General features: G+C 70.3%; 22 protein-coding genes and 1 pseudogene. 8 read left to right on the forward strand and 15 right to left on the reverse strand.

The features are described from left to right. Window positions 1-27: 27 nt before the first annotated feature. The 3 genes and pseudogenes from ACVDFE_RS41290 (at window position 28) to ACVDFE_RS41300 (ending at window position 2,822) form a co-directional block, all read left to right on the forward strand. Complete coding sequence (locus ACVDFE_RS41290; protein ID WP_360401384.1) at window positions 28-828, forward strand: TOMM precursor leader peptide-binding protein; 801 nt, start codon at window positions 28-30, stop codon at window positions 826-828. Further along, window positions 825-2,139: pseudogene (locus ACVDFE_RS41295) on the forward strand (ABC1 kinase family protein). The gene ACVDFE_RS41290 and the pseudogene ACVDFE_RS41295 overlap by 4 nt, the downstream one beginning before the upstream one ends. Window positions 2,140-2,240: 101 nt before the next feature. After that, window positions 2,241-2,822 (forward strand): hypothetical protein, encoded by a 582-nt coding sequence (locus ACVDFE_RS41300; RefSeq protein WP_458434229.1) that lies wholly within the window; start codon window positions 2,241-2,243, stop codon window positions 2,820-2,822. Between the two features lie 761 nt (window positions 2,823-3,583). On the opposite strand, the gene ACVDFE_RS41305 is transcribed toward ACVDFE_RS41300, so the two are convergent. Continuing rightward, window positions 3,584-4,048 (reverse strand): hypothetical protein, encoded by a 465-nt coding sequence (locus ACVDFE_RS41305; protein ID WP_458434230.1) that lies wholly within the window; start codon window positions 4,046-4,048, stop codon window positions 3,584-3,586. Between the two features lie 28 nt (window positions 4,049-4,076). On the opposite strand from ACVDFE_RS41305, the gene ACVDFE_RS41310 reads away from it, so the two are divergent. Continuing rightward, a complete protein-coding gene (locus tag ACVDFE_RS41310) occupies window positions 4,077-4,331 on the forward strand; it encodes a hypothetical protein (protein WP_458434232.1) in 255 nt (84 codons plus the stop codon). A gap of 413 nt (window positions 4,332-4,744) precedes the next feature. Here the strand turns inward: ACVDFE_RS41310 and ACVDFE_RS41315 are convergent, their stop codons facing one another. The 3 genes from ACVDFE_RS41315 to ACVDFE_RS41325 form a co-directional block, all read right to left on the reverse strand. Continuing rightward, complete coding sequence (locus ACVDFE_RS41315; RefSeq protein ID WP_360401396.1) at window positions 4,745-5,071, reverse strand: WhiB family transcriptional regulator; 327 nt, start codon at window positions 5,069-5,071, stop codon at window positions 4,745-4,747. A gap of 99 nt (window positions 5,072-5,170) precedes the next feature. After that, the gene (locus ACVDFE_RS41320; RefSeq protein ID WP_360401399.1) at window positions 5,171-5,413 is read right to left on the reverse strand and encodes a hypothetical protein; all 243 of its coding nucleotides are present in this window, start codon (window positions 5,411-5,413) and stop codon (window positions 5,171-5,173) included. Window positions 5,414-5,552: 139 nt separating this feature from the next. Next, window positions 5,553-7,628 (reverse strand): ATP-dependent DNA helicase UvrD2, encoded by a 2,076-nt coding sequence (locus tag ACVDFE_RS41325; RefSeq protein WP_458434233.1) that lies wholly within the window; start codon window positions 7,626-7,628, stop codon window positions 5,553-5,555. A gap of 63 nt (window positions 7,629-7,691) precedes the next feature. On the opposite strand from ACVDFE_RS41325, the gene ACVDFE_RS41330 reads away from it, so the two are divergent. After that, window positions 7,692-8,420: a DUF4191 domain-containing protein gene (locus ACVDFE_RS41330; protein ID WP_360401405.1), complete on the forward strand. Its 729-nt coding sequence runs from the start codon at window positions 7,692-7,694 to the stop codon at window positions 8,418-8,420. A 115-nt stretch (window positions 8,421-8,535) separates the two neighbouring features. Here the strand turns inward: ACVDFE_RS41330 and ACVDFE_RS41335 are convergent, their stop codons facing one another. Further along, on the reverse strand, window positions 8,536-9,009 hold the full coding sequence (locus ACVDFE_RS41335; protein ID WP_360401408.1) for an RDD family protein: 474 nt from the start codon (window positions 9,007-9,009) through the stop codon (window positions 8,536-8,538). Window positions 9,010-9,178: 169 nt separating this feature from the next. Between ACVDFE_RS41335 and glnA the strand changes: the two genes are divergently transcribed. Then, window positions 9,179-10,603, forward strand: a complete 1,425-nt coding sequence (glnA, locus tag ACVDFE_RS41340) for a type I glutamate--ammonia ligase (RefSeq protein WP_360401411.1) — start codon at window positions 9,179-9,181, stop codon at window positions 10,601-10,603. 510 nt (window positions 10,604-11,113) lie between these two features. Here glnA and ACVDFE_RS41345 read toward each other — a convergent pair. The 3 genes from ACVDFE_RS41345 to ACVDFE_RS41355 form a co-directional block, all read right to left on the reverse strand. Then, on the reverse strand, window positions 11,114-11,362 hold the full coding sequence (locus ACVDFE_RS41345) for a hypothetical protein (RefSeq protein WP_458434235.1): 249 nt from the start codon (window positions 11,360-11,362) through the stop codon (window positions 11,114-11,116). A 72-nt stretch (window positions 11,363-11,434) separates the two neighbouring features. After that, window positions 11,435-11,959 carry an NADAR family protein gene (locus ACVDFE_RS41350; protein WP_458434236.1) on the reverse strand — a complete coding sequence of 175 codons (525 nt, stop codon included), beginning with the start codon at window positions 11,957-11,959 and terminating at the stop codon, window positions 11,435-11,437. A 50-nt stretch (window positions 11,960-12,009) separates the two neighbouring features. Beyond that, window positions 12,010-12,549, reverse strand: coding sequence for a hypothetical protein (locus ACVDFE_RS41355; RefSeq protein ID WP_458434237.1), 540 nt, complete (start codon window positions 12,547-12,549; stop codon window positions 12,010-12,012). Window positions 12,550-12,687: 138 nt separating this feature from the next. On the opposite strand from ACVDFE_RS41355, the gene ACVDFE_RS41360 reads away from it, so the two are divergent. Then, a complete protein-coding gene (locus ACVDFE_RS41360) occupies window positions 12,688-12,921 on the forward strand; it encodes a hypothetical protein (RefSeq protein WP_360401432.1) in 234 nt (77 codons plus the stop codon). Window positions 12,922-12,988: 67 nt separating this feature from the next. On the opposite strand, the gene ACVDFE_RS41365 is transcribed toward ACVDFE_RS41360, so the two are convergent. The 6 genes from ACVDFE_RS41365 to ACVDFE_RS41390 all read right to left on the reverse strand — a co-directional run bounded on the left by ACVDFE_RS41365 (window position 12,989) and on the right by ACVDFE_RS41390 (window position 19,459). Then, complete coding sequence (locus tag ACVDFE_RS41365) at window positions 12,989-13,921, reverse strand: NADP-dependent oxidoreductase (protein ID WP_458434238.1); 933 nt, start codon at window positions 13,919-13,921, stop codon at window positions 12,989-12,991. Beyond that, window positions 13,918-16,812: a bifunctional [glutamine synthetase] adenylyltransferase/[glutamine synthetase]-adenylyl-L-tyrosine phosphorylase gene (locus tag ACVDFE_RS41370; protein WP_458434239.1), complete on the reverse strand. Its 2,895-nt coding sequence runs from the start codon at window positions 16,810-16,812 to the stop codon at window positions 13,918-13,920. Before ACVDFE_RS41370 ends, ACVDFE_RS41365 begins: the two co-directional genes overlap by 4 nt. 32 nt (window positions 16,813-16,844) lie before the next feature. Next, on the reverse strand, window positions 16,845-17,030 hold the full coding sequence (locus tag ACVDFE_RS41375) for a hypothetical protein (RefSeq protein ID WP_360401441.1): 186 nt from the start codon (window positions 17,028-17,030) through the stop codon (window positions 16,845-16,847). Continuing rightward, window positions 17,027-18,160, reverse strand: coding sequence for an inorganic phosphate transporter (locus ACVDFE_RS41380; protein ID WP_360401444.1), 1,134 nt, complete (start codon window positions 18,158-18,160; stop codon window positions 17,027-17,029). The genes ACVDFE_RS41375 and ACVDFE_RS41380 overlap by 4 nt, the downstream gene beginning before the upstream one ends. Before the next feature lie 86 nt (window positions 18,161-18,246). After that, window positions 18,247-19,002 carry a type 1 glutamine amidotransferase gene (locus ACVDFE_RS41385; RefSeq protein ID WP_458434240.1) on the reverse strand — a complete coding sequence of 252 codons (756 nt, stop codon included), beginning with the start codon at window positions 19,000-19,002 and terminating at the stop codon, window positions 18,247-18,249. A gap of 25 nt (window positions 19,003-19,027) precedes the next feature. Continuing rightward, window positions 19,028-19,459, reverse strand: coding sequence for a rhodanese-like domain-containing protein (locus ACVDFE_RS41390; RefSeq protein ID WP_458434241.1), 432 nt, complete (start codon window positions 19,457-19,459; stop codon window positions 19,028-19,030). A gap of 80 nt (window positions 19,460-19,539) precedes the next feature. On the opposite strand from ACVDFE_RS41390, the gene ACVDFE_RS41395 reads away from it, so the two are divergent. Then, window positions 19,540-19,989: an Lrp/AsnC family transcriptional regulator gene (locus tag ACVDFE_RS41395; protein WP_458434242.1), complete on the forward strand. Its 450-nt coding sequence runs from the start codon at window positions 19,540-19,542 to the stop codon at window positions 19,987-19,989. Here the strand turns inward: ACVDFE_RS41395 and ACVDFE_RS41400 are convergent. Continuing rightward, the gene (locus ACVDFE_RS41400; protein ID WP_458434243.1) at window positions 19,986-20,801 is read right to left on the reverse strand and encodes a GNAT family N-acetyltransferase; all 816 of its coding nucleotides are present in this window, start codon (window positions 20,799-20,801) and stop codon (window positions 19,986-19,988) included. The two genes, ACVDFE_RS41395 and ACVDFE_RS41400, sit on opposite strands and share 4 nt — an antisense overlap. Window positions 20,802-20,959 lie beyond the last annotated feature (158 nt).

Consider the following 20,959-nt stretch of genomic DNA (forward strand, 5'->3'; position numbering starts at 1 on the left):
GGCACCGCCCCCTGCCAGTCTTCCGTTGTGGACACACGCCCCCGAGTGCGCAGCGGCCTGCCCGTGGTGCGCCGCGGCCCCGGCGTCGTGCAGGTCGGCACCGACCCGAAGCACGCCGTGGTGATCGACGAGCTGCCCGACGCCCTGGTCGACGAGCTGCTCGTCCTCGACGGCCGCCACACCCTCGCTGAACTGGGTGAAAGACTCCGCAGCCGCGGTGAGGACCCGGCCCTGCTGACCACCGTCCTGGAATCACTCGACCAGGTGGGACTGCTGGAGTCCCCCTCCCCGTCCAGGGGTGCCACGGCCGCCGTGTTCGGCTCCACCCACCTCTCCCTCGCGATGACGTCGCTGCTCGCCGAGTCCGGTGTCCGGCTCGCCCACCACGCCGACCTCGTGGTGCTCGCCGCGACCCTCGTCCCCGATCCGGCCGTCGTCTCCGGCCTGATGGCCGCCCGCACACCTCATCTGGCCGTGCGCGTCCGTGAGGGCGTGGGCATCGTCGGCCCGCTCGTGCTGCCCGGCCGCACCAGCTGCCTGAACTGCGCGGACCTGCACCGCACCGACCACGACGAGGCGTGGCCGGCCATCGCCGCGCAGCTCGTCGGCAAACCCGCCTCCTACGACGTCCTGTTCGCCTCCGGCACCGCCGCGCTCGCCGTCGCGCAGGTGCTGGAGTCGCTGCGCCACGTCCGCGGACCCGAGCAGGCACCGCCGCCAGTGCTCAACGCCACTCTCGAGCTGGACCTGGTCACGGGGGTTGCTGAGAGGCGGAGCTGGTATCCGCACCCTGACTGTCAGTGCAGCGCACATACCATGGCCGGGTGACCGAGATTCCGCGCAAGGCCGTGCAGCGCACCGCCAAGCTGGCGAGCCTCCCGCTCGGGGTGGCGGGCCGGGTGGTCGGCGGCTGGGGCAAGCGACTGACCGGACGCGCAGCCGACGAGGTCAACGCCGAGGTCACCGCCAAGACCGCCGAGCAGGTGTTCGCCGTCCTGGGCCAGCTCAAGGGCGGCGCCATGAAGTTCGGCCAGGCGCTCAGCGTGTTCGAGGCGGCCGTGCCCGACGAAGCTCGCCGCCCCGTACCGCGAGGCGTTGACGAAGCTGCAGACCGCCGCCCCGCCGATGCCCGCCCGCACCACCCACCGCGTGCTCGCCGAACAGCTCGGCGCCTCCTGGACCAAGCGCTTCCAGTCGTTCGACGACGACCCGGCGGCCTCGGCCTCGATCGGCCAGGTGCACCGCGCCGTGTGGCACGACGGCCGCGACGTGGCCGTGAAGGTCCAGTACCCCGGCGCCGACGAGGCCCTGCGCGCCGACCTGAAGCAGCTGCTGCGCTTCTCCCGCCTGCTGCAGGCGGTCATGCCCGGCACCGACGTGCGCCCCCTGCTGGAGGAGCTGCGCGACCGGTACCTGGAGGAGCTCGACTACCGCGACGAGGCCGCCAACCAGCGCGCCTTCGCCAAGGCCTTCGACAACGACCCGCACGTCGTCGTCCCCCGCGTCATCGCCTCGTCCCCGAAGGTGATGGTCACCGAGTGGACCGAGGGCGTGGGCCTCGCGAAGATCATCCGCGAGGGCTCACCCGAGGACCGCGACCGCGCGGGCCAGCTGCTGTCGGAGTTCCACTTCTCGGCCCCGTCCCGCTCCGGCCTGCTGCACGCCGACCCGCACCCCGGCAACTTCATGCTGGGCGCCGACGGCCGCCTGCGCGTGATCGACTTCGGCGCCGTGGCCCGCCTCCCCGACGGCCTCCCGAAAACCCTCGGCCGCATGACCCGCCTGGCCCTCGACGGCCGCCCCGACGACCTGGTCGACCTCCTGCGCACCGAGAACTTCATCCGCGAGGGCATGTCCCTCGACGGCGAGGACGTCCTGGGCTACCTGGCCCCGTTCGTCGAACCGCTGCGCACCGAGTCGTTCCACTTCACCCGCCGCTGGCTGCAGTCGCAGGCCGAACGGGTCGGCGACCTGCGCAGCCCCGACTCCCAGACGGGCCGCTCGCTGAACCTGCCGCCGCAGTACCTGCTGATCCACCGCGTGACGCTGGGCGCGACCGGCATCCTCTGCCAGCTCGACGCCCACGTGACCGCGCGCGAGATCGTGGCGCGGTGGCAGCCGGGCTTCGAGGAGCCGTGAGCCGACGGCCTCTTCACTCCGTCGAGTGAACATGGCGAAAGTTGTCCACAGCTTGCCTCCGAGGTCCCTTCCCTCGTCGGTGCCTGCCCCAAGCTTGTCCCATGCCCATCACCACGACCACTGACCTGCGCAAATCCGGCCTCTCCTCGCGGGAGATCCTCCGCCGCTGCCTACCGTCCGGCCCCTGGCAGTTCCTCCTGCCCGGCGTAGTCCTCCAAAAGCCCTCACCGCCCACCCGCCTGGACCGCCTGCACGCAGCCCTGTCCTACGCCGGCCCGTCCTCCGTGATCACCGGCACCGACGCCCTGACCCGCCAGGGCGCCCGCCTCCCCCTACCCCGCCACATCCACGTGCTGGGCACCCAGAACACCCGCCGCTCCCACCCGAACCTGCTCCTCGAACGCACAACCCGCCCACCCACCGTCATCCACCACGACGGCCTCCGCCTGGCCTCCCCGGCCCGCGCAACCCTGGACCTCACGCGCCGCGAACAAGACGCCCGCGCGGTCGTGGCCGCACTCGACGCCGTGGTGGCCGCGGGCCTGTGCACGCCGCGCGATCTGCACGAGGAGCTGGAGCTGAGCCCCCGCCGCGGAACGGCGCTGGTCAGGCAGGCCTTACAGCACCTGTACCCGCTCCCCCTCAGCGCGCCCACTTCTGACTGCCCGGATGGGTCGCGTTGACCTGCCTGGTCGAAGGTCTGCGTCGCTCGTGACCTGCGTTGCTTATGGCCTGCGTTGCTCGCGGTCGTGCCTTGCCGCGACCGCTGCAAGCCGGCTCTCGATCTCTGCCTCACCGCTGCCAGCACCTATCCGGCCACTCTTTCGAGTGAAGCCGGTCCGGATTCCCGTTCTCGCTCGCCCGCAATGGGGAAGCGCGCGTGAGGCGGCCAGCCCCCGCAGGAACGGAGACAGCACCCGACACGCCTCAAGCCGACACGAACCAGCCAAGCCCGAATACGACCGCCAGGCCAGCAACGCCCACGCCGACGCCCACCACTCAGCTCGAACAGCCGTCCCTACAGCCCACCCGCGCGAACCGACCAAGCTCGCTCAAGGCAGCGAGCCCCACGCAAGCCGGCCAAGCTCACCCGTACCGACCCAGCCAACGCCAGCCCAGCCAACGGCCAGCCCAGCCAACGGCCAGCCCAGCCAACGGCCAGCCCAGCCCAGTCCAGCCCACGCAAGCCAACCCACGCAAGCCAACCCACGCAAGCCAGCCCGGCTCACGCAAGCCAGCCCACCACCAAGCCAGCCAGCCTCACCCGCACCAGCCGTTCACCGCCAGTACTCGTCCGGCAACTTCCCCTCGATGTCCCGCACATGCGCCTTGGCGCACGCGTGACACAACCACCGAACCGTCCCCCCGACCCGCTCCGACGACCAGGCCAACAGCTCCAGCTCAGAAACGGACGCCCGCGACCGCCCGCACCTGTGGCACGCCGTCACCGCCGCCGTCCCACGTGGACGGTGTCAGTCTCCAGCAGGAACACGTCCTCCCGAGCACCGACGTACTCGGAGTCCGCCGGGTTGAGCAGGCGGCGCAGGGCATCGCGGTCCGCGGGGTGCAGGTACGGGCCGGTGATCTCGGCCAGCCACGTCAGGCGGTCCACCGCCCAGTCGCGGACCTGCTGCTTCGCCGGGGCCGGGTGGTCGACGACGAAGCTGAAGGAGCCGATGTCGCCGAGGCCGGCGTCGGCCAGGGCGACGTTCCAGCCGACCGGCAGGCGGACGGAGCCGGCCATGTTCTCGCGCATCGAGACGAACCACTCGGCGCGGGCCGCGGCCATGCGGTCCGGGAGGCCGGGGTCGCCGACGCCGAGGTCCCAGGGCAGGAAACGGGTTTCGAGGCCGCCCTCGGCCAAGGCCAGCCAGCCGCCGGGGGCCAACGCGGAGGCCAGGCGGCGCATGCCGCGCAGCTGGTCGGGGAGGTGGTGGATGACGCGGGAGGCCCAGATGCAGCTCGACCGGGCCCGTGAAGGAGAGGGGGTCTTCCGCGGCGAGGTCGGCGAGGACCGGCTTCACCGAGACCACGCCCTCGCCCTCGGTGCGGGCGGCGGCGCAGGCGGCGTCGAGGAGTTCGGGGGTGGCGTCGACCAGGACCAGGACGCCGCCGCCGTGGTCGCGGAGTGCGGCGACCAGGGGGACGGACATCGAGCCGGCGCCGCAGCCGACGTCCATCACGACGGGTGAGTCCGGGAGTGGTGCGACGAGTCTGCGGGCGACCGCGGACAGCGCTTCGGCTTGCAGTGCGCCGTAGCGCCTCATGCCCGAGAGGCGGGACGACCAGTCGATTCCGTCGTGGGTGTGGTGCGGCACAAAGGAAGACGGTACGGAGGAACGGCCGAGGCCGCCATCCACCTTCTCGTGGACGACGGCCTCAGCTCGTGACTGTCAGAGGTCGAAGCGAGCCGCTCTGCGTCCCGCCCATCGCGACACCCTGCGCCAACGTTGCGCTGACGCGAGGCGGTTCGCCAGGCGTTGCTCCTCCGCGAACCTCTGGGCTTCTTGTATTCGTATCCGCACGAGTTCTTCTTGCAGAGACATGGGGTGCAGTCCTTCGTTCGTGTACGCGGGCATTGCGTCGAGATTGATCACCGAGGTGTTCACGCTGCCGCCTCCGTCTTGTCCGAAGAAGCCACTGCCGCCGCCGCGTCCTTGCGCGGACGGCCACGGGGCCGCTTGCGAGCGATGACGACACCGCGCTCGAAGATCTCGCCACCCCAGACACCCCACGGCTCGTGCCGCGCGAGGGCTCCCGCGAGGCACTCGGCGAGCACCGGGCAGGTCCCGCAGAAGGTCTTCGCCTTCTCGAGCTCCGCCGGGGCGTCCGCGAACCAGAGGTCGGGGTTGTGGGTGCGGCAGGGCAGGTCAAGCCCCTCCGCGAGGTCCGGAAGTGTCTCGCCGGTGAGCGGGACAGTCGCGGTCAACATCAGGTTTTTCTCCTTGTGTGGGGTACAGCAAAAAACACGAAGGCCGCGGACTCTGTGCGAGTCCGCGGCCTTCGTGAGCCTGGTGGTCCTACGACCCCTCTATGGGGTCGGCAGGAGCCTTCTCACTTGATGCGCGGACAGCGCATTCGTGTAGTTGGGAACGTCATCGACGGTCGGGCGCAGGACCGGCTGCTCCACGAGCAGTCCGGTGGCGCGCTCACGGCCCAGCAGTTCCGCCGACCTGTGGGCAGACTTCTGCCACATGGCCGGAGCGGTTGCGGGCGCACAGAAGTGCTCGGTCACGGGGAGGCCGAGTGCGCGCGAAATTTCGAACTTCTTCACGATCGGCACCTCCCTCGGAGAAGCTCTCTGCGAGCTGAGTAGTAGTTCTTCTTCCCCAGACGGGTCCTCCGGACCCGGCATGAGCAGGTTATGACCCCGTACCTGGGGCGTGCAACCTATTTAACGAAACTTGTCCCGATCAGGTGGCCGAGTCGCCCACACCGGCCCTCACCAGGCCCAACACGTCGTTGCCGAACCTGTCGAGCTTCGAGGCGCCGATGCCCGAGATCGCGACGAGCCCGGCCGAATCCGTGGGTCGTTGCTCCGCGATCGCCATCAGGGTCGCGTCGGTGAAGACGACGTACGCGGGCACTTTCAGCTCGCGCGCCCGGCCGGCCCGCCACCGGCGCAGCGCTTCGAGGAGTTCTTCGTCCACATCGGACGGACAGGAGCGGCAGCGGCCGAGCTTGATGGCCTGCGCTTCGTTGAGCGTCGAGGAGCACAGCCGGCAGGTCGGCTTCTCCTTCTTCATCAACGGCGGCCGTTGGGATGCGGCACCGGCCGGTACGCGTGCCGCGGGGTGGCTCTCCGGCACGAGGTTGTAGAGGAAACGGGAACGGCGTCGGTACTTACGGCCGCCCGCTGCGCGTGACAACGCCCACGACATCCAAAGGTGTTCACGTGCGCGCGTGACGCCTACGTACAGAAGGCGGCGTTCTTCTTCGATCTTCGCCTCGTCGCCGTCGGCGTATTGGATCGGCATAGTGCCCTCGACGAGTCCGACGAGGAACACGGCGTCCCACTCCAGGCCCTTCGACGCGTGCAGCGACGCCAGCGTCACGCCTTCGACGGTCGGCGGGTGCTGTGCCTCGGCGCGCATGTCCAGTTCCGCGCAGAACCGCGGCAGGTCGGCGTCGGGCACGGCGGAGGCCAGTTCCTCGGCGAGCTCCACGAGGGCGAGCAGCGACTCCCAGCGTTCGCGCGCGGACCCGCCCGTGGGCGGCTCGTCGGTGAGGCCGACCTTCTCCAGCAGCGAGCGCGTCACGTCGGGCAGGCTGCCGCTCACCTCGCCGGCCGAGCGCAGCGTGATCATCGCCTGGCGCACCTCTGCGCGTTCGAAGAACCGCTCGCCGCCGCGCACCAGGTACGGGATGCCCTGCGCGGCGAGCGCCTGCTCGTAGACCTCGGACTGGGCGTTGACCCGGTAGAGGATCGCGATCTCGGACGCCGCCACGCCCTCGTCGAGCAGCGTCTTGACGCGCCGCGCGACCGCGTCCGCCTCGGCGGGTTCGTCGTCGAACTCGTGGAACCGCGGTGCCGGGCCCTCCGGTCGCTGCCCGATGAGGTTGAGGCGGGAGCCGGCCGGGCGTCCACGGGCCCACTTGATGACTTCGTTGGCCAGTCCCACGACCTGGGGCGTGGAGCGGTAGTCGCGCTCCAGCCGCACCACCACGGCCTCGGGGAAGCGGCGGGGGAAGTTGAGCAACGGCTGCGGCGAGGCGCCCGCGAACGAGTAGATGGTCTGGTTCGCGTCACCGACGACGGTCAGGTCGTCGCGGCTGCCGAGCCACGCGTCGAGCACGCGCTGTTGCAGCGGCGTCACGTCCTGGTACTCGTCGACGACGAAGCAGCGGTAGCGGTCGCGGAACTCCTGGGCGACCTCCGCGTTGTCCTCCAGCGCGGCCGCGGTGTGCAGCAGCAGGTCGTCGAAGTCGAGCAGCATCGCCTCGTTCTTGAGCTGCTCGTAGGTCAGGTAGAGCTTCACGACCTGCTCGGCGGGCGCCGGGATGTCGCGTGCGGCGCGGGAGGCCGCGAGCGGGTAGTCCTCCGGGGTCAGCAGCGACGCCTTCGCCCACTCGATCTCGCTGGTGAGGTCGCGCAGCGCGTCGGCCTCGGTCGGCAGGCCCAGGCGTGCGGCGGCGCGGGCGACGACGCGGATCTTCTGGTCGACGAGCTCCCAGCGCGGCCCGCCGATGACGCGCGGCCAGAAGTAGCGCAGCTGACGGGAGGCGGCGGCATGGAACGTCACGGCCTGCGCGCCGTGCACGTCGAGCGAGCGCAGCCGGGTGCGCATCTCCCCCGCGGCGCGCTTGGTGAACGTGACGGCGAGGACCTGCGACGGGGCGACGTGGCCGCGTTGGCACAGGTAGGCGATCCGGTGGGTGATGGTGCGCGTTTTGCCGGTGCCGGCACCCGCGAGCACGCACACCGGGCCGCGTGGAGCCTCGACCGCTGCACGCTGTTCCGGATCAAGACCCTCCAGCAACGCGTCCATAGCCGGGCAGTCTCGCAGACGGCCGATGCAACTCCGAGACCAGCGCGCCGTATCCTGGTGAGCATGGCTGGTAAGCAGGACAAGGCGGCTGCCAAGGAAGCGGCGAAGGTTCGCCGCGCGGCATCACGCGAGCGGCGCAAGCAGATCTTCGAGGCGTTCAAGATGCAACGCCGCGAGGACAAGGCGCTCATCCCGCTGATGCTCGGTGCGCTGCTGGGCGTCACCGCGATCGCCGTGGTCCTGGGCCTGGTCTTCGACGCGGTCTGGATGTTCGTGCCGCTGGGCATCGCGATCGGCGCGCTGCTGGCCGTGATCATCTTCGGTCGCCGGGTGCAGAGCAACGTCTTCCGCAAGGCCGACGGCCAGCCCGGTGCCGGTGCGTGGGCGCTCGAGAACCTGCGCGGCCGCTGGCGGGTCACCCCCGCCGTCGTCGGCACCACCCAGCTCGACGCCGTGCACCGCGTGCTCGGCCGTCCGGGCGTGGTCCTGGTCGCCGAGGGCGCGCCGCACCGGGTGAAGCCTCTCCTCGCGCAGGAGAAGAAGCGCATCGCCCGCGTCGTCGGCGAGACCCCGATCTACGACTTCATCATCGGCTCCGCCGAGGGCCAGGTGCCGCTCAAGAAGCTGCAGTCGACGCTGATGAAGCTCCCGCGCAACATCACGACCGCCCAGGTCGAGACGCTCGACGCCCGTCTCGCGGCGCTCGCGAGCCGCGGTGCCGCGCTGCCCAAGGGCCCGATGCCGCAGGGCGCGAAGATGCGCAACGTCCAGCGCACGCTGCGCCGCCGCTGACCCCGGTCACCACGCCACGCACCGCATCACCAGCACCAACCAGCACCAGCACGCGAGAAGGCCCGGCACACCTCGTGCGCCGGGCCTTCTCGCTGTTCAGGGGGTCTCTTGCGGGCTATCTGACCTTGATGACGACGGTGCCGGCGGCCTTGTCGTGCAGGCAGCGGCCGTCCGAGTCCCAGACCAGCGCCGGGATCAGCGGGAAGATGAGGACCGTCCGCAGCAGCGCGCGCGGCAGGTGCACGAACGCCTTGCCGTCGATGCGCGCCACCCGCAGGCCGAACACGGCGTGACCAGGGGTGAAGCCGAAGAACGCCACGGCGACGACCGTGATGACGAACCAGGCGAGCAGGCTCCAGTTGCGCGGCAGCTCCGGGCGCGTGAACAGCGCCGCGACCCCCGCGGACAGGAAGAAGTCGAGCAGGATGGCGAACGTGCGCCGCCCGACCGAGGCGATGGAGCCCGGCCCCTTCTCCGGGAAGCCGTGCCGCTCGCCACGCCAACGCTGCTGCTTGCCGTCGTTCGAGTCCTCGCCCGGTTCGAGTACCGAGCGGGGTCCTGACAGCCACGAACCGGTCCACCTGCTCACCCCTCCAGAGTAAGGCCGTGCTCAACGGGTGAGGACCGGCAGGTCGTCTTGCCCACTCGGACGGCCCCGTTAACACTGGCGAAACATCCGAGTGACGGACGGGCAACACCGCCGACATACGGTCGCTCGTGATGGCCAGCCGTATTCCATAGCCAAGGAGTCGACGAGGGTGTTCAAGAATTCCGACGAGGTGCTGAAGTTCATCACCGACGAGGGTGTCAAGTTCGTCGACGTGCGGTTCAGCGACCTGCCCGGCGTGATGCAGCACTTCACGCTGCCGGCCAAGGCGTTCGACGCCGACGCGATCGAAGAGGGTCTTGCCTTCGACGGCTCCTCCGTGCGTGGCTTCCAGTCGATCCACGAGTCGGACATGCTGCTGCTGCCCGACCTGTACACGGCGCGTGTGGACCCGTTCCGCATCGAGAAGACGCTGATCGTCAACTTCTTCGTGCACGACCCGTTCACGCGTGAGGCGTACAGCCGTGACCCGCGCAACATCGCGCGCAAGGCCGAGCAGTACATCACCGACTCGGGCATCGCGGACACCGCGTACTTCGGTGCCGAGGCCGAGTTCTACATCTTCGACTCGATCCAGTTCGACACCACCGGGAACTCCTCGTTCCACAAGATCGACGCGGTCTCCGGCTGGTGGAACACCGGCCGTGAGGAAGAGGGCGGCAACCTCGGCTACAAGGTCAAGTACAAGGGCGGGTACTTCCCGGTCACCCCGAACGACCACTACGCCGACCTGCGCGACCAGATGGTCCTCAACATGGAGGCCCAGGGCTTCACGGTCGAGCGCGCCCACCACGAGGTCGGCACCGGCGGCCAGGCCGAGATCAACTACAAGTTCAACACGCTGCTGCACGCCGCGGACGACCTGATGCTGTTCAAGTACATCATCAAGAACACCGCCTGGCAGGCCGGCAAGACCGTCACCTTCATGCCGAAGCCGCTGTTCGGCGACAACGGCTCGGGCATGCACACGCACCAGTCGCTGTGGAAGGACGGCGCGCCGCTGTTCCACGACGAGAGCGGCTACGCGGGCCTGTCCGACACCGCCCGCCACTACATCGGCGGCATCCTGCACCACGCGCCGTCGCTGCTGGCGTTCACCAACCCCACGGTGAACTCCTACCACCGCCTGGTCCCCGGCTACGAGGCCCCGGTGTCGCTGGTCTACTCCCAGCGCAACCGCTCGGCGTGCGTGCGCATCCCGATCACGGGCAACAACCCGAAGGCCAAGCGCATCGAGTTCCGCTGCCCCGACTCCTCGGGCAACCCGTACCTCGCGTTCTCGGCGATGGTCATGGCGGGCCTCGACGGCGTGAAGAACAAGATCGAGCCGCCGGCCCCGATCGACAAGGACCTCTACGAGCTGCCGCCCGAGGAGGCCCGCGACGTCAAGCAGGTCCCGGCCACCCTCGACGCGGTGCTGGACAACCTGGAGGCCGACCACGAGTTCCTGCTCGAGGGCGGCGTGTTCACGCCGGACGTGATCGACACCTGGATCTCGTACAAGCGCTCCGAGGAGATCGACCCGCTGCGGCTGCGCCCGAACCCCTACGAGTTCGCGCTGTACTACGACGTGTGATCGGCGCTGTGAGCTAGTGGTTCACGACGAGGGCCGGGTGACTGGGAACAGTCACCCGGCCCTCGGCCTTCGTGTTCTGCAGCCCCTCTGGGCTTGGAACTCCTACCGTCCCGATGTGACCTTGTGGACAGCACTCATCGCGGCCGGCGGAGCGTTCCTCGGCGTTGTCGTTGCTCAGCTCTGGACCAGCAACCGGGAGAAGCGCCAGTGGAGCCGCGAAGATCGGCACCGCTTCACTAAACCGACATGACGCTTGAGCGGCCGTGGGACCCCGAAGACTGGGTTGACTGGACCCACTCCACCTCCCTGGAGAACAACAGTCGACGGACCATCGGCGTGCTTCTTGGCCGCGTTCGCCTGGTATCGGCAGATCTCTGGAACAGCACGCAGGCCCATGCCCGAATGCTCGACATCGCAACTGGCCACATTGCCTGCGAACAGCCGCTCCCTGACGAAGCCAGCTGGGAACACATCGACGCGAGCCTCGACGCTCTCACAGACCGGTCCCGTTCACGTCCCGAGCAACGTCGCACTGGACCCGCTCACCCCGTCACGGACGTTGGTCACCACGATGTCGGCCTCCCCGCCGGTCGGCAGCCGGATGCGGGCCTCGCCGGCGCTGAGCGCCTCGGCGGACGTGGCGGCGCCGGACAGGGCCCAGACGCCCCCGGTCACCGCCTCGATCACGTCCACCCGGTCCAGCTCGGCCGTGCTGCCGTCCGGGTAGACGAGCCGGGCCGGTCCTGAGTAGCTGAACATGGTCTCTCCCGTTCGTCCGCGGCTGCGTTCTGCGGCTGCATGAGAACGAACGGGCCGTGACGGGTCACGGGTTCAGCTCGGCGTTGAAGACTGTCCGGACAGGACGGCGAGCTGGGTGCGCACCTCCATCAGGGCCTCGCCGAGCAGGTTCAGCCCCCGCCACGACGACGGGTCCGCCGCGCGCGGGTCGTCCGCGGCCAGGCCGATGCCCCACACGCGGTCCAGCGGGCTGGCCTCGACGAGCACGCGGGTGCCGGTGCCCAGCAGGTACGCGGACAGGGCGGGGTCCTGGGAGAACTTCGCCAGGTTGCCGGTGACGACGATCTCCATCCGGGTCGCGACCCACTCGTCGTCGGAGAAACCGGTGACGACACGGCCCAGGGCCTTGGCCTCGGCGGGGGAAGCGGCCTGGAGGACTCGGGTGGCGACACCGGAGTCCCCGAACAGCAACGCTTTGCGCCACATCATGTAGTGCTCGGCGGACGCAAAGCGTTGCCCGTCAACGACGAACGAACACGGCCACCACTGGGAGAGGCAGCCGCGGCCGATCGTGCCGTCGCGTTCGGGCTGGTGGCCCCAGAAGAACAGGTACTTCACGTGGCCACGGTAGCCCGGTCAACGGTCCGGGTCGCCGGGGTTTTCGGCAATCACTTCGGGAGCGGGATACCGGCGACGGAGACGGCGGCGCCGGTCGGGGCGAACTGGCCGGAGATCGACGAGAACGTCAGCGTGAGCGAGTTCACGCCGGCGCCGAGCTTCTCGTCGAGGACGACGGTGCCCGAGGTGGAGCTGCCCTGGGTGACGGGGCCTTCCCACTTGCTGCTCGCGGCGGTGTAGGTGCGCTTCAGGTCGTCGAGCACGGCGATGCCGTCGACGGGGAGGGTCATGCGGGCCTGGGAGGCGTTCGTCGCTGTCACGAAGAGTTTGATGCGGCCGTTCGCGGCCTCTACTCGAGTGACCTCGATCGTGAGCATGCCGCGCTGCTGTTTGAACGAGCCGGTGGTGACCTTGACGTCGGCGGACGGCTCGGTGGTGTCCAGTGCGGCGTCCGGGGTGGAGAGGTCGTCCGCGGTGGTCGTCGTGGTCGTGACGTTGGGGTGCGCCGCGGAGTTCTCGCCGCTCAGCATGAACTGGATCACTCCGAGCAGTGCGAGCACGACGGCAGCGACCGACCCGATGGCGATCACCGTCTTACCTCGGCGCGTGACCCTGCGATGCTGCATGACTTCCTCTGTTCAAACCCCCGCGACAAGGCACAGCTCCCCCACTGAGCGCAGCCAGTCTCATCTCGATCGGGTGAAACGTCAATGCGCTAGGGTCCGCGCGTGTCTGAAGATGTCGCCGAGTTCACGGCCCCGCAGCTGCTCACCACGCAAATCGTCGACTCCGCCGCCGAGGCGATCGAAGCGGTCCAGGCCGCTGACGTGCTCGATCTCGGTGTCCGGGTCTACAACCGCCTCGTGCCCGACGCCGAAGACGGCGAGTCGCTGGAGGAGGAGTGGGTGGTCGAGGTCTACAGCAACGCTCCCGCAGTCGACCCCGACGAGGACGAGGACTGAGCAGCACGAAGGGGGCACGCCGCCCCGGCGTGCCCCCACACCTCGTTCTCCTGCCCGCACCGCCGGGCTAGACCGTCAGCACGACCTTGCCGCGCACGTGGCCGCCGTCCAGCAACCGGTGTGCCGCAACCGCTTCCGCCAGCGGGAACGTCCGCTGCACCTCGACCTCCAGCGCGCCGGCGGCGACCAGGTCGACCAGCCACTGCGTCTGTTCCGCGTTCGGCCGCGCCCACGTGTTCGTCACACCGTGTTCCAGTGCCCGCGGCCCATCCACAATGGACGTCATCCGCGCCCGGTCGCGCACCAGCCGCAATGACTGGTCGAACGCCACCCCGCCGACGTTGTCGAGCACCGCGTCGACCTTGCCGTCACCGCCCACGAGCTCGGCCACCGCGTCGACCAGCGCGTCTCCGTACGCGACCGGTTCGGCGCCCAGTGACCGCACGAAGTCGTGGTTGCGCGGTGACGCCGTGCCGAGCACCCGCGCGGCACCCAGCTCGCGGGCGAGCTGCACCTGCAGGTGGCCGACACCGCCCGCGGCCGCGTGCACCAGCACGACATCTTCCTCACCGGCGCCGACGGCCTTGAGCGACTGCAACGCCGTCAGCCCGGCCAGCGGCAACGCGGCCGCCGTCACGAAGTCCACAGTGGATGGCTTGCGCGCGACCACGCGGTCCGGCAGCGAGATCAGCTCGGCGTAGGCACCGAACTGCACGTGGTCCTTGCGGGCGTAGGCGAGGACCTCGTCGCCGGGTTGCCAGTCCCGCACGCCGATCCCGACGGCGCGCACCACACCGGCCACGTCCCAGCCGGGGATCAACGGCGTGTGGTGCGGCATCAGCCCCCGCAGGTACCCGGCGCGGATCTTGGAGTCCACCGGGTTCACCCCCGCCGCTTTGACCTCCACCAGCACCTGGTCGGGGCCGAGCAGCGGATCGGGCAGGTCCTGCCACGTCATGACCTCGGGGTCACCGAACTCGGTGAGCGCAATCGCCTTCACAGTCCCTCACCGTAGAAGACACGCTCCGCCACCGCACGGGCACGGCGGGTGGTGCGGCGGTACTCCTCCAGGAACTCGCCGGGGTCACCGCCGGGCGGGTACCCCATGACGGAGGCGACGGCGACCAGGTCGCGGCCCGAGGTCGGCAGCTGGTCGGAGGCCTTGCCGCGCACCAGCGTCACGGCGTTGCGGGCGCGCGTCGCGAGGTTCCACGCCGTGGTCAGCTCGGTCGCGTCGTCCTGGGTCAGCATTCCCGCCTCCACCGCGGCCGCCATCGCCGCCATCGTGGACGGTGTGCGCAGGCCGGGCACGGCACCGGAGTGCTGCAGCTGCAACAGCTGCACGGTCCACTCGACGTCGGCGAGCCCGCCGCGGCCGAGCTTGGTGTGGGTGCTGGGGTCGGCGCCGCGCGGCAGCCGTTCGGCGTCGACCCGCGCCTTGATGCGCCGGACCTCCCGCACCGATGCCGCGTCGAGCCCGTCGGCCGGGTACCGCAGCGGTTCGATCAACGCCTCGAACTCCGCTCCCAGCGCGGTGTCGCCCGCGATGAACCGGGCCCGCAGCAGCGCCTGCTTCTCCCAGATCTCCGCCCACTTGCCGTAGTAGGCGCGGTAGGAGTCGAACGTCCGCACGAGCGGCCCCTGCCGCCCCTCCGGCCGCAGGTCGGCGTCCACCTGCAGCGGCGGGTCCTGCGAGGAGGCGCCGAGCAGCCGCCGGATGTTCTCGACGACGCCGCTGGCCCACTTCGCGGCCTCGGCGTCGGTCACGCCCTCGAACGGCCGGCACACGAACAGCACGTCCGCGTCCGAGCCGTACCCGAGCTCCCGGCCGCCGAGCCGGCCCATGCCGATCACGGCCAGCGCCGCGAGCGGTTCACCGGCGGACCGCACGGCCGCGTCGAGCGCGCTCTGCAGCACCGCCACCCACACCTCGGACAGCGACACGCACACCGTCTCCAGCGGCATCAGGCCCAGCAGGTCGGCCGCAGCGATGCGCAGCAGCTCGTGGCGCCGCAACGACCGCGCGGCCGCCACCGCCCGCGCCAGCTCGGGGTGCCGCGACACGGCGCTGCGCAGCGGGTTGCCGACGGTCAGCGGGTCGCGTCCGACCAGCGCCTCGGTGTCGGCGAGCAGCCGCAGCACCTCCGGTGCGCGCACCAGCAGGTCCGGCACCAGCCGGGACGTGCCGAGCAGCACCGCGAGCCGTTCGACGACGGCACCCTCGTCCCGCAGCAGCCGCAGGTACCAGGGTGTCTCCGCGAGCGCCTCGGACACCTTGCGGTAGGCGAGCAGCCCGCCGTCCGGGTCGGGTGTGCCGGCGAACAGGTCGAGCAGCACGGGCAGCAGAGCGCCCTGGATGCGCGCCCGCCGGGACATGCCGTGGGTCAGCGCCTGGATGTGCCGCAACGCGCCGTCGGGTGAGGTGTAGCCGAGCGCGGCGAGCCGGGCCACCGCCTCCTTCGTGGTGAGCCGCAGCGCCTCGGTCGGCACGCCCGCCACGGCCTGCAGCAGCGGACGGTAGAACAGCTTCTCGTGCAGCCGCCGGACCTGGTTCGCGTGCCTGCGGAACTCCGCGAGCAGCACCTGGCCCTCCGAGCGCTGCCCGTCGGCGGCCAGCCCGATGGACCGGGCGAGCCAGCGCAACGCCGCCGTGTCGTCGTCGGCGGGGAAGAGGTGGGTGCGCAGCAGCCGTTGCAGCTGCAGCCGGTGCTCCAGGGTGCGCAGGAACCGGTAGGAACGGCCGAAGTCCGCGGCGTCGTTGCGCCCGACGTACCCGCCCTTGCCGAGCGCGGCCAGCGCGGCGGTCGTCGCCTGGATCCGCAGCTCCTCGTCCGAGCGCCCGTGCACGAGCTGCAGCAGCTGCACGGCGAACTCGACGTCGCGCAGCCCGCCGCGACCGAGCTTCAGCTCCCGTTCGGCGAGCCCGGTCGGGACGTGGTCCTCGACGCGGCGGCGCATGGCCTGCACGTCCTCGACGAAGTTCTCCCGCTCGGCCGCCGTCCACACGTACGGGCGCACGACGTCCAGGTAGGACTGGCCGAGCTCGGCGTCACCCGCGACCGGGCGCGCCTTCAGCAGCGCCTGGAACTCCCAGGTCCGCGCCCACTTCCTGTAGTAGGAGGCGTGCCCGTCGAGGGTGCGGACCAGCGCGCCCGCCTTGCCCTCCGGGCGCAGCGCCGCGTCGACCTCGAAGCACGAGTGGCCCGCGATCTGCATCATCGTGCTGGCCAGCCGGGTCGCCACGCCGAGGTCGCCCTCGGCGACGAACACCACGTCGACGTCGCTGACGTAGTTCAGCTCGTTCGCACCGCACTTGCCCATCGCGATCACCGCGAGCCGGCACTTCTCGACGCCGCTCACCTTCTCCCCGGCCAGCTCCAGCGACCGCCGCAGCGCCGACACCGCGAGGTCGGACAGCTGCTCGGCAACGGTGTCGTACGGCACGTACGGCAGGTCCGGTTCGACCACGTGCGCCACGTCGTTGGCCGCGATGAGCAGCAGCTTCGCCCGGTACTCGGTGCGCAGGACGCCCTCGGCGGGCAACGTCACGTCCACCGGCCCGGTGAGCGAGCGCCACCGGTCCGGGTTCACGACGAGGAAGTCCGACAGGGCCGTCGAGGAGCCGAGCACCGCGAGCAGCCGGCCGCGCACGACGACGTCGGTGTGCAGCGCCTCCGACAGCGGGGCCCAGTCGGCGACCTCCCGCAGCCGTTCCAGGCCGCGCAGCGCGAGGTCGGGGTCGGGGCAGCGGGAGAGCGCGGCGAGCACCGGTTCGGCACCGTCCGCGGGACGGCGGTCGGCGTACAGGCCGAGGCCGCGCAGCACTTCCTCGCTGCGCGGCTCGGTGAGCCCGAATCTGGCTGGTGAGGCGGCGCGACCTGGTTCGCTCATCACGAACCAACCTAGTCGTCGCGCGGCTGGAACTAGAACACGATCAGGGAGAGCCCGTAGAGCACCACGGCGACACAACCGGCGAAGCTCGCGTACGCACCGGCCTTGCGGTTGCCCGACAACGCCCGGATGCCCACGACGAACAACGTCACCACGAGCACGGTGACCAGCAGCGTGGCACCGAAGACCTGCAGCAGCGCGACCCAGTTGACGGTCATGCCGCCACCTTGTGCAGCTCGGCCTGCGCGGCGACCTCGTCGACGATGTGCTCGGGCTTGACCGGCTCACGCCGCGACAGCACCCAGATGCCGATCGACACCGCGCCACCGATCACGGCGACGCCGATGACACCCGCGGTGCCGCTGGAGGCCCACTTGCCGGCGATGGCGCCGACGATGCCCGCGGCGGGCAGCGTGAGCAGCCAGCCACCGGCCATCTTGCCCATGGTGCCCCACTTGACGCCGCGGCGGTCGCGGCCGAGACCGGAGCCCATGATGCCGCCGGACGCGACGTGCGTGGTGGACAGCGCGAACCCGAGGTGCGACGACGCGAGGATCGCGGTCGCGGTCGACGTCTGCGCCGCGAAGCCCTGCGCGGGCTCGATGGTGGTCAGGCCGCGGCCCAGGGTGTGGGTGATGCGCCAGCCGCCGAGGTAGGTGCCGAGTGCGATCGCGACACCGGCGCTGATGATGACCCAGGTGGGAGGGGCCGAGCCGGGGGCGAGCGAGCCGGACGTGATCAGCGCCAGCGTGATGATGCCCATCGTCTTCTGGGCGTCGTTCGTGCCGTGCGCGAGGGACACCAGTGACGCCGAGGCGACCTGCCCGACCTTGAAGCCGGTGTGCGAGACGCGCGGGTCCGCCGCCTTCTTGAGCCGGTAGACGACGATCGTGGCGATGGCTGCGACGAGACCCGCGACCAGCGGCGCGACGATCGCGGGGACCAGCACCTTGTCGACGACCTTGGCGAAGTGGATGGCGTCCACGCCGGAGGAGACCCAGGCCGCGCCGATCAGGCCGCCGAACAGCGCGTGCGACGAGCTCGACGGCAGGCCGACGTACCAGGTGACGAGGTTCCACATGATCGCGCCGACCAGCCCGCCGAAGATGATCGCGGGCGTGATCTTGGCGTCGTCGACGATGCCACCGGAGATGGTCTTGGCGACCTCAACGGACAGAAAAGCGCCGACGAGGTTGAGCACCGCCGACAACGCGACCGCCGTGCGGGGCTTCAGCGCACCCGTGGCGATGGAGGTGGCCATGGCGTTGGCCGTGTCGTGGAACCCGTTGGTGAAGTCGAAGATGAGAGCAGTGACAACGACGATGATCACTACAAGAGCGGGATCCACAATGATCCTCCGGCTGGATCGAACAAGCTGTCCAGGAGGTTACGGTACCGCCAACGGAGGAAGTCTTAAAACCTACGAAAGTAACGTCACACCAACGGAAGTTGTGTCCTCAAACCGCCCACGGGCGACAGTTCTCCCCGCACCAACATGGCGAATCTGCGCACGAACGGGTGCCAGACCTCCTCGAAGTCGCGGTGCGCCTCGGCGAGAAACTCGGGGTCGAAGTGGTGTGATCGTGCACACGCCGCGGATTCAGGGTCTTTGGCCGCCCAGTTCAAGACGATTTCCGGAGTCGTCTCGATGTGGAACTGCAGGCCATAGGCACTCGTTCCGACCCGAAAGGCTTGGTTCGGGTATTTCGGGGACGCCGCGAGCAGTTCCGCGCCGGGCGGCAGCAGGTGCACCTCGTCGTTGTGGAACTGCAGCACGTCCGGGGTGAACGGCAGGTCCGCGAACAGCGGGTCGTTCGCCGCCACGTCCCGCTTGGCCACCAGCAGGACGCCGACCTCCGGTCCCTTCGGGCCCTTGCGCACCTGCCCGCCGGTGGCCGCCGCGAGCAGCTGCGCGCCCAGGCAGATGGCGAGGGTCGGCAGCCGCTTCGCGACGGCGCTCGACAGCAGTTTCCGCACGTCGGCGAGCCACGGGTGGTCGAGGTCGTCCAGTGCGCCCATCTCACCGCCGAGGCAGATCACGCCCTGGTAGCCGTCGAGGTTCGCCGGTGCCGGCGCCTCCGGCAGCATGACCAGGTCGAGCTCGACGCCGTCGGCCAGGAGCCAGTCGCCCAGCTTGGCCAGCGGGTCGGACTTCGAGGGCTGCAGCACGAGCAAACGCGGAGACGTCACACCGGTGAGCCTATGTCGGCTGGGCTCAGCAATGACACGCGACCTTCGAAACACCTGCCGCGACCTGACCGTCTCCCTCGACCGGGTATCCCGCCTGCTCCCACGCGGTGATGCCGCCGGAGAGCCGCTTGACCCGGTAGCCGCGCCGGGCGAGGGCGAGCGCGCCCTTGGTGGCGGCGTTGCACTGGAAGCTCTCGCAGTAGCAGACGTAGACCAGGCCGGGGTCGAGGTCGAGCTGCTCGGGCAGGTCCCGGTGGGGCAGGTTGATGGCGCCGGGGATGCGCTTGCGCGCGAACGCCTCCGGGGCGCGGGTCTCGACGAGCACGAACCCGTGTGTGGTGCCGTCCACCAGGTCGCGGTGCACGTCGTCGGGGTCGGCCTCGAACGCGAGCTCGGCGGCGAAGAACGCGGCGGCGGCCTGCGGGTCGGCGGCGGGGAAGCGCAGTGCGTTGGTCATGGTGGTGATCCTGCTGGTCAGCGCCACCGGTGGACATGCGGAAGTCCAGGCGTTGCGGGCGTTGTGCCTATGATTTCCAGGTGGAACTCGACGCCCTGGACTGGAAGATCCTCGCGTTGTTGCAGCAGGACGGGCGGATGTCGTTCACCGCGCTGGCCCGTGAGGTGTCGCTGTCCGCGCCCGCGGTGACCGAACGGGTGCGCCGGCTGGAGGCGCTCGGGGTGATCACCGGGTACACGGCGGTCGTGTCGCCGGCCCGGCTGGGACTGCCGATCGAGTCGATCGTGCGGGTGCGGGTGCGGTCGCTCGACACGCCGCGGTTCCGCTCGCACGTGCTGGCGCTGCCGCAGGTTCGCGACGCCGACCACGTGACCGGTGACGACTGCTGGCTGCTGCGCGTGGTGTGCCGCTCGATGATCGAGCTGGAGGGGCTCGTCGAGGTCATGCAGCGCTACGGCGACACGACCACGTCGCTGGTGTTCTCTTCCCACGTGCGCAACCGGCCCGTGGAGTCGGCGCTGTTCGACTAGTCCCAGTTGTGCTCGGACCAGTCGGAGACGTGCCGGAAGCCGATGCCCCGGTAGACGGAGTTCGCCGTCGGGTCCTGCACGTCCGCGGTCAGCACCACGTGGTCGGCGCCCTCTTGCCGTGCCCACCGGCTGATCGCGGCGGTGGCGGCGGCCGCGTAGCCGTGCCTGCGGTGCTCGCGCGGGGTGAAGACCGGTCCGACGCGTGACACGCCACCGACCGGGGTGGTGCTCGCCGCCCAGGACACCGGGACACCGTCGACGAGCCACAGCACGTGGCCCGCGGACATCCACCGGCTGTCCAGCGCCCGTTGCGCGGCCACCTCGCGGGGCAGCCCGTCGAGCTCCTCGACGAAGTCGGTCCACCAGCCGGTGACGAGGTCGTCGTCCGCGGCGGTGGCGAGACGGGGCGCACCGGGGACGTCCGGTTCGACGAGCTCGCCCAGCCGGTAGAGCCGCAGGACGTAGACCTCACGACCGCCGGGACGCCACAGCGCGCGGAACGCGTCGACCCGGTCCCGGGGGCCGGTGACCTGGCTGACCTCCGGGTCGTGCTCGCGCACCGCGGCCACCACCGCGGGGGCGGCGGCCGGCGGCATCGCGGCGACGTGCAGCGGGCGGCCGGCCATCCTGGTCACCGCGCCGACCACCGTTCCGTTCTCGTGCAGGGAGAGGAGCGTGGCGGCCCGGCGGTGGCCGCGGAGGGCGGCGTCGACGGCGGTGAGGTGCACGCTGTGGTTGACGGGGTCGGCTTCGAGGAAGGCGCCGGCCGTGGCCACGAAACCGGTGATGTCCTGGTGGGTCAACGCTTCCACGTGTGCTCCGTCCAGTACTCGAACGACGCCTGGTCTGGGTGCACGACCGCGTCCATGGCTCCATGAGACCAGGGCTCGCAACCGAAAAAGATGCGGACATGGCAGAAGACCCCTGCGGGGAGCACTCGAGGTGCTCGACCCGCAGGGGTCTTCTGTAC

The organism is Lentzea chajnantorensis, from assembly GCF_054300775.1.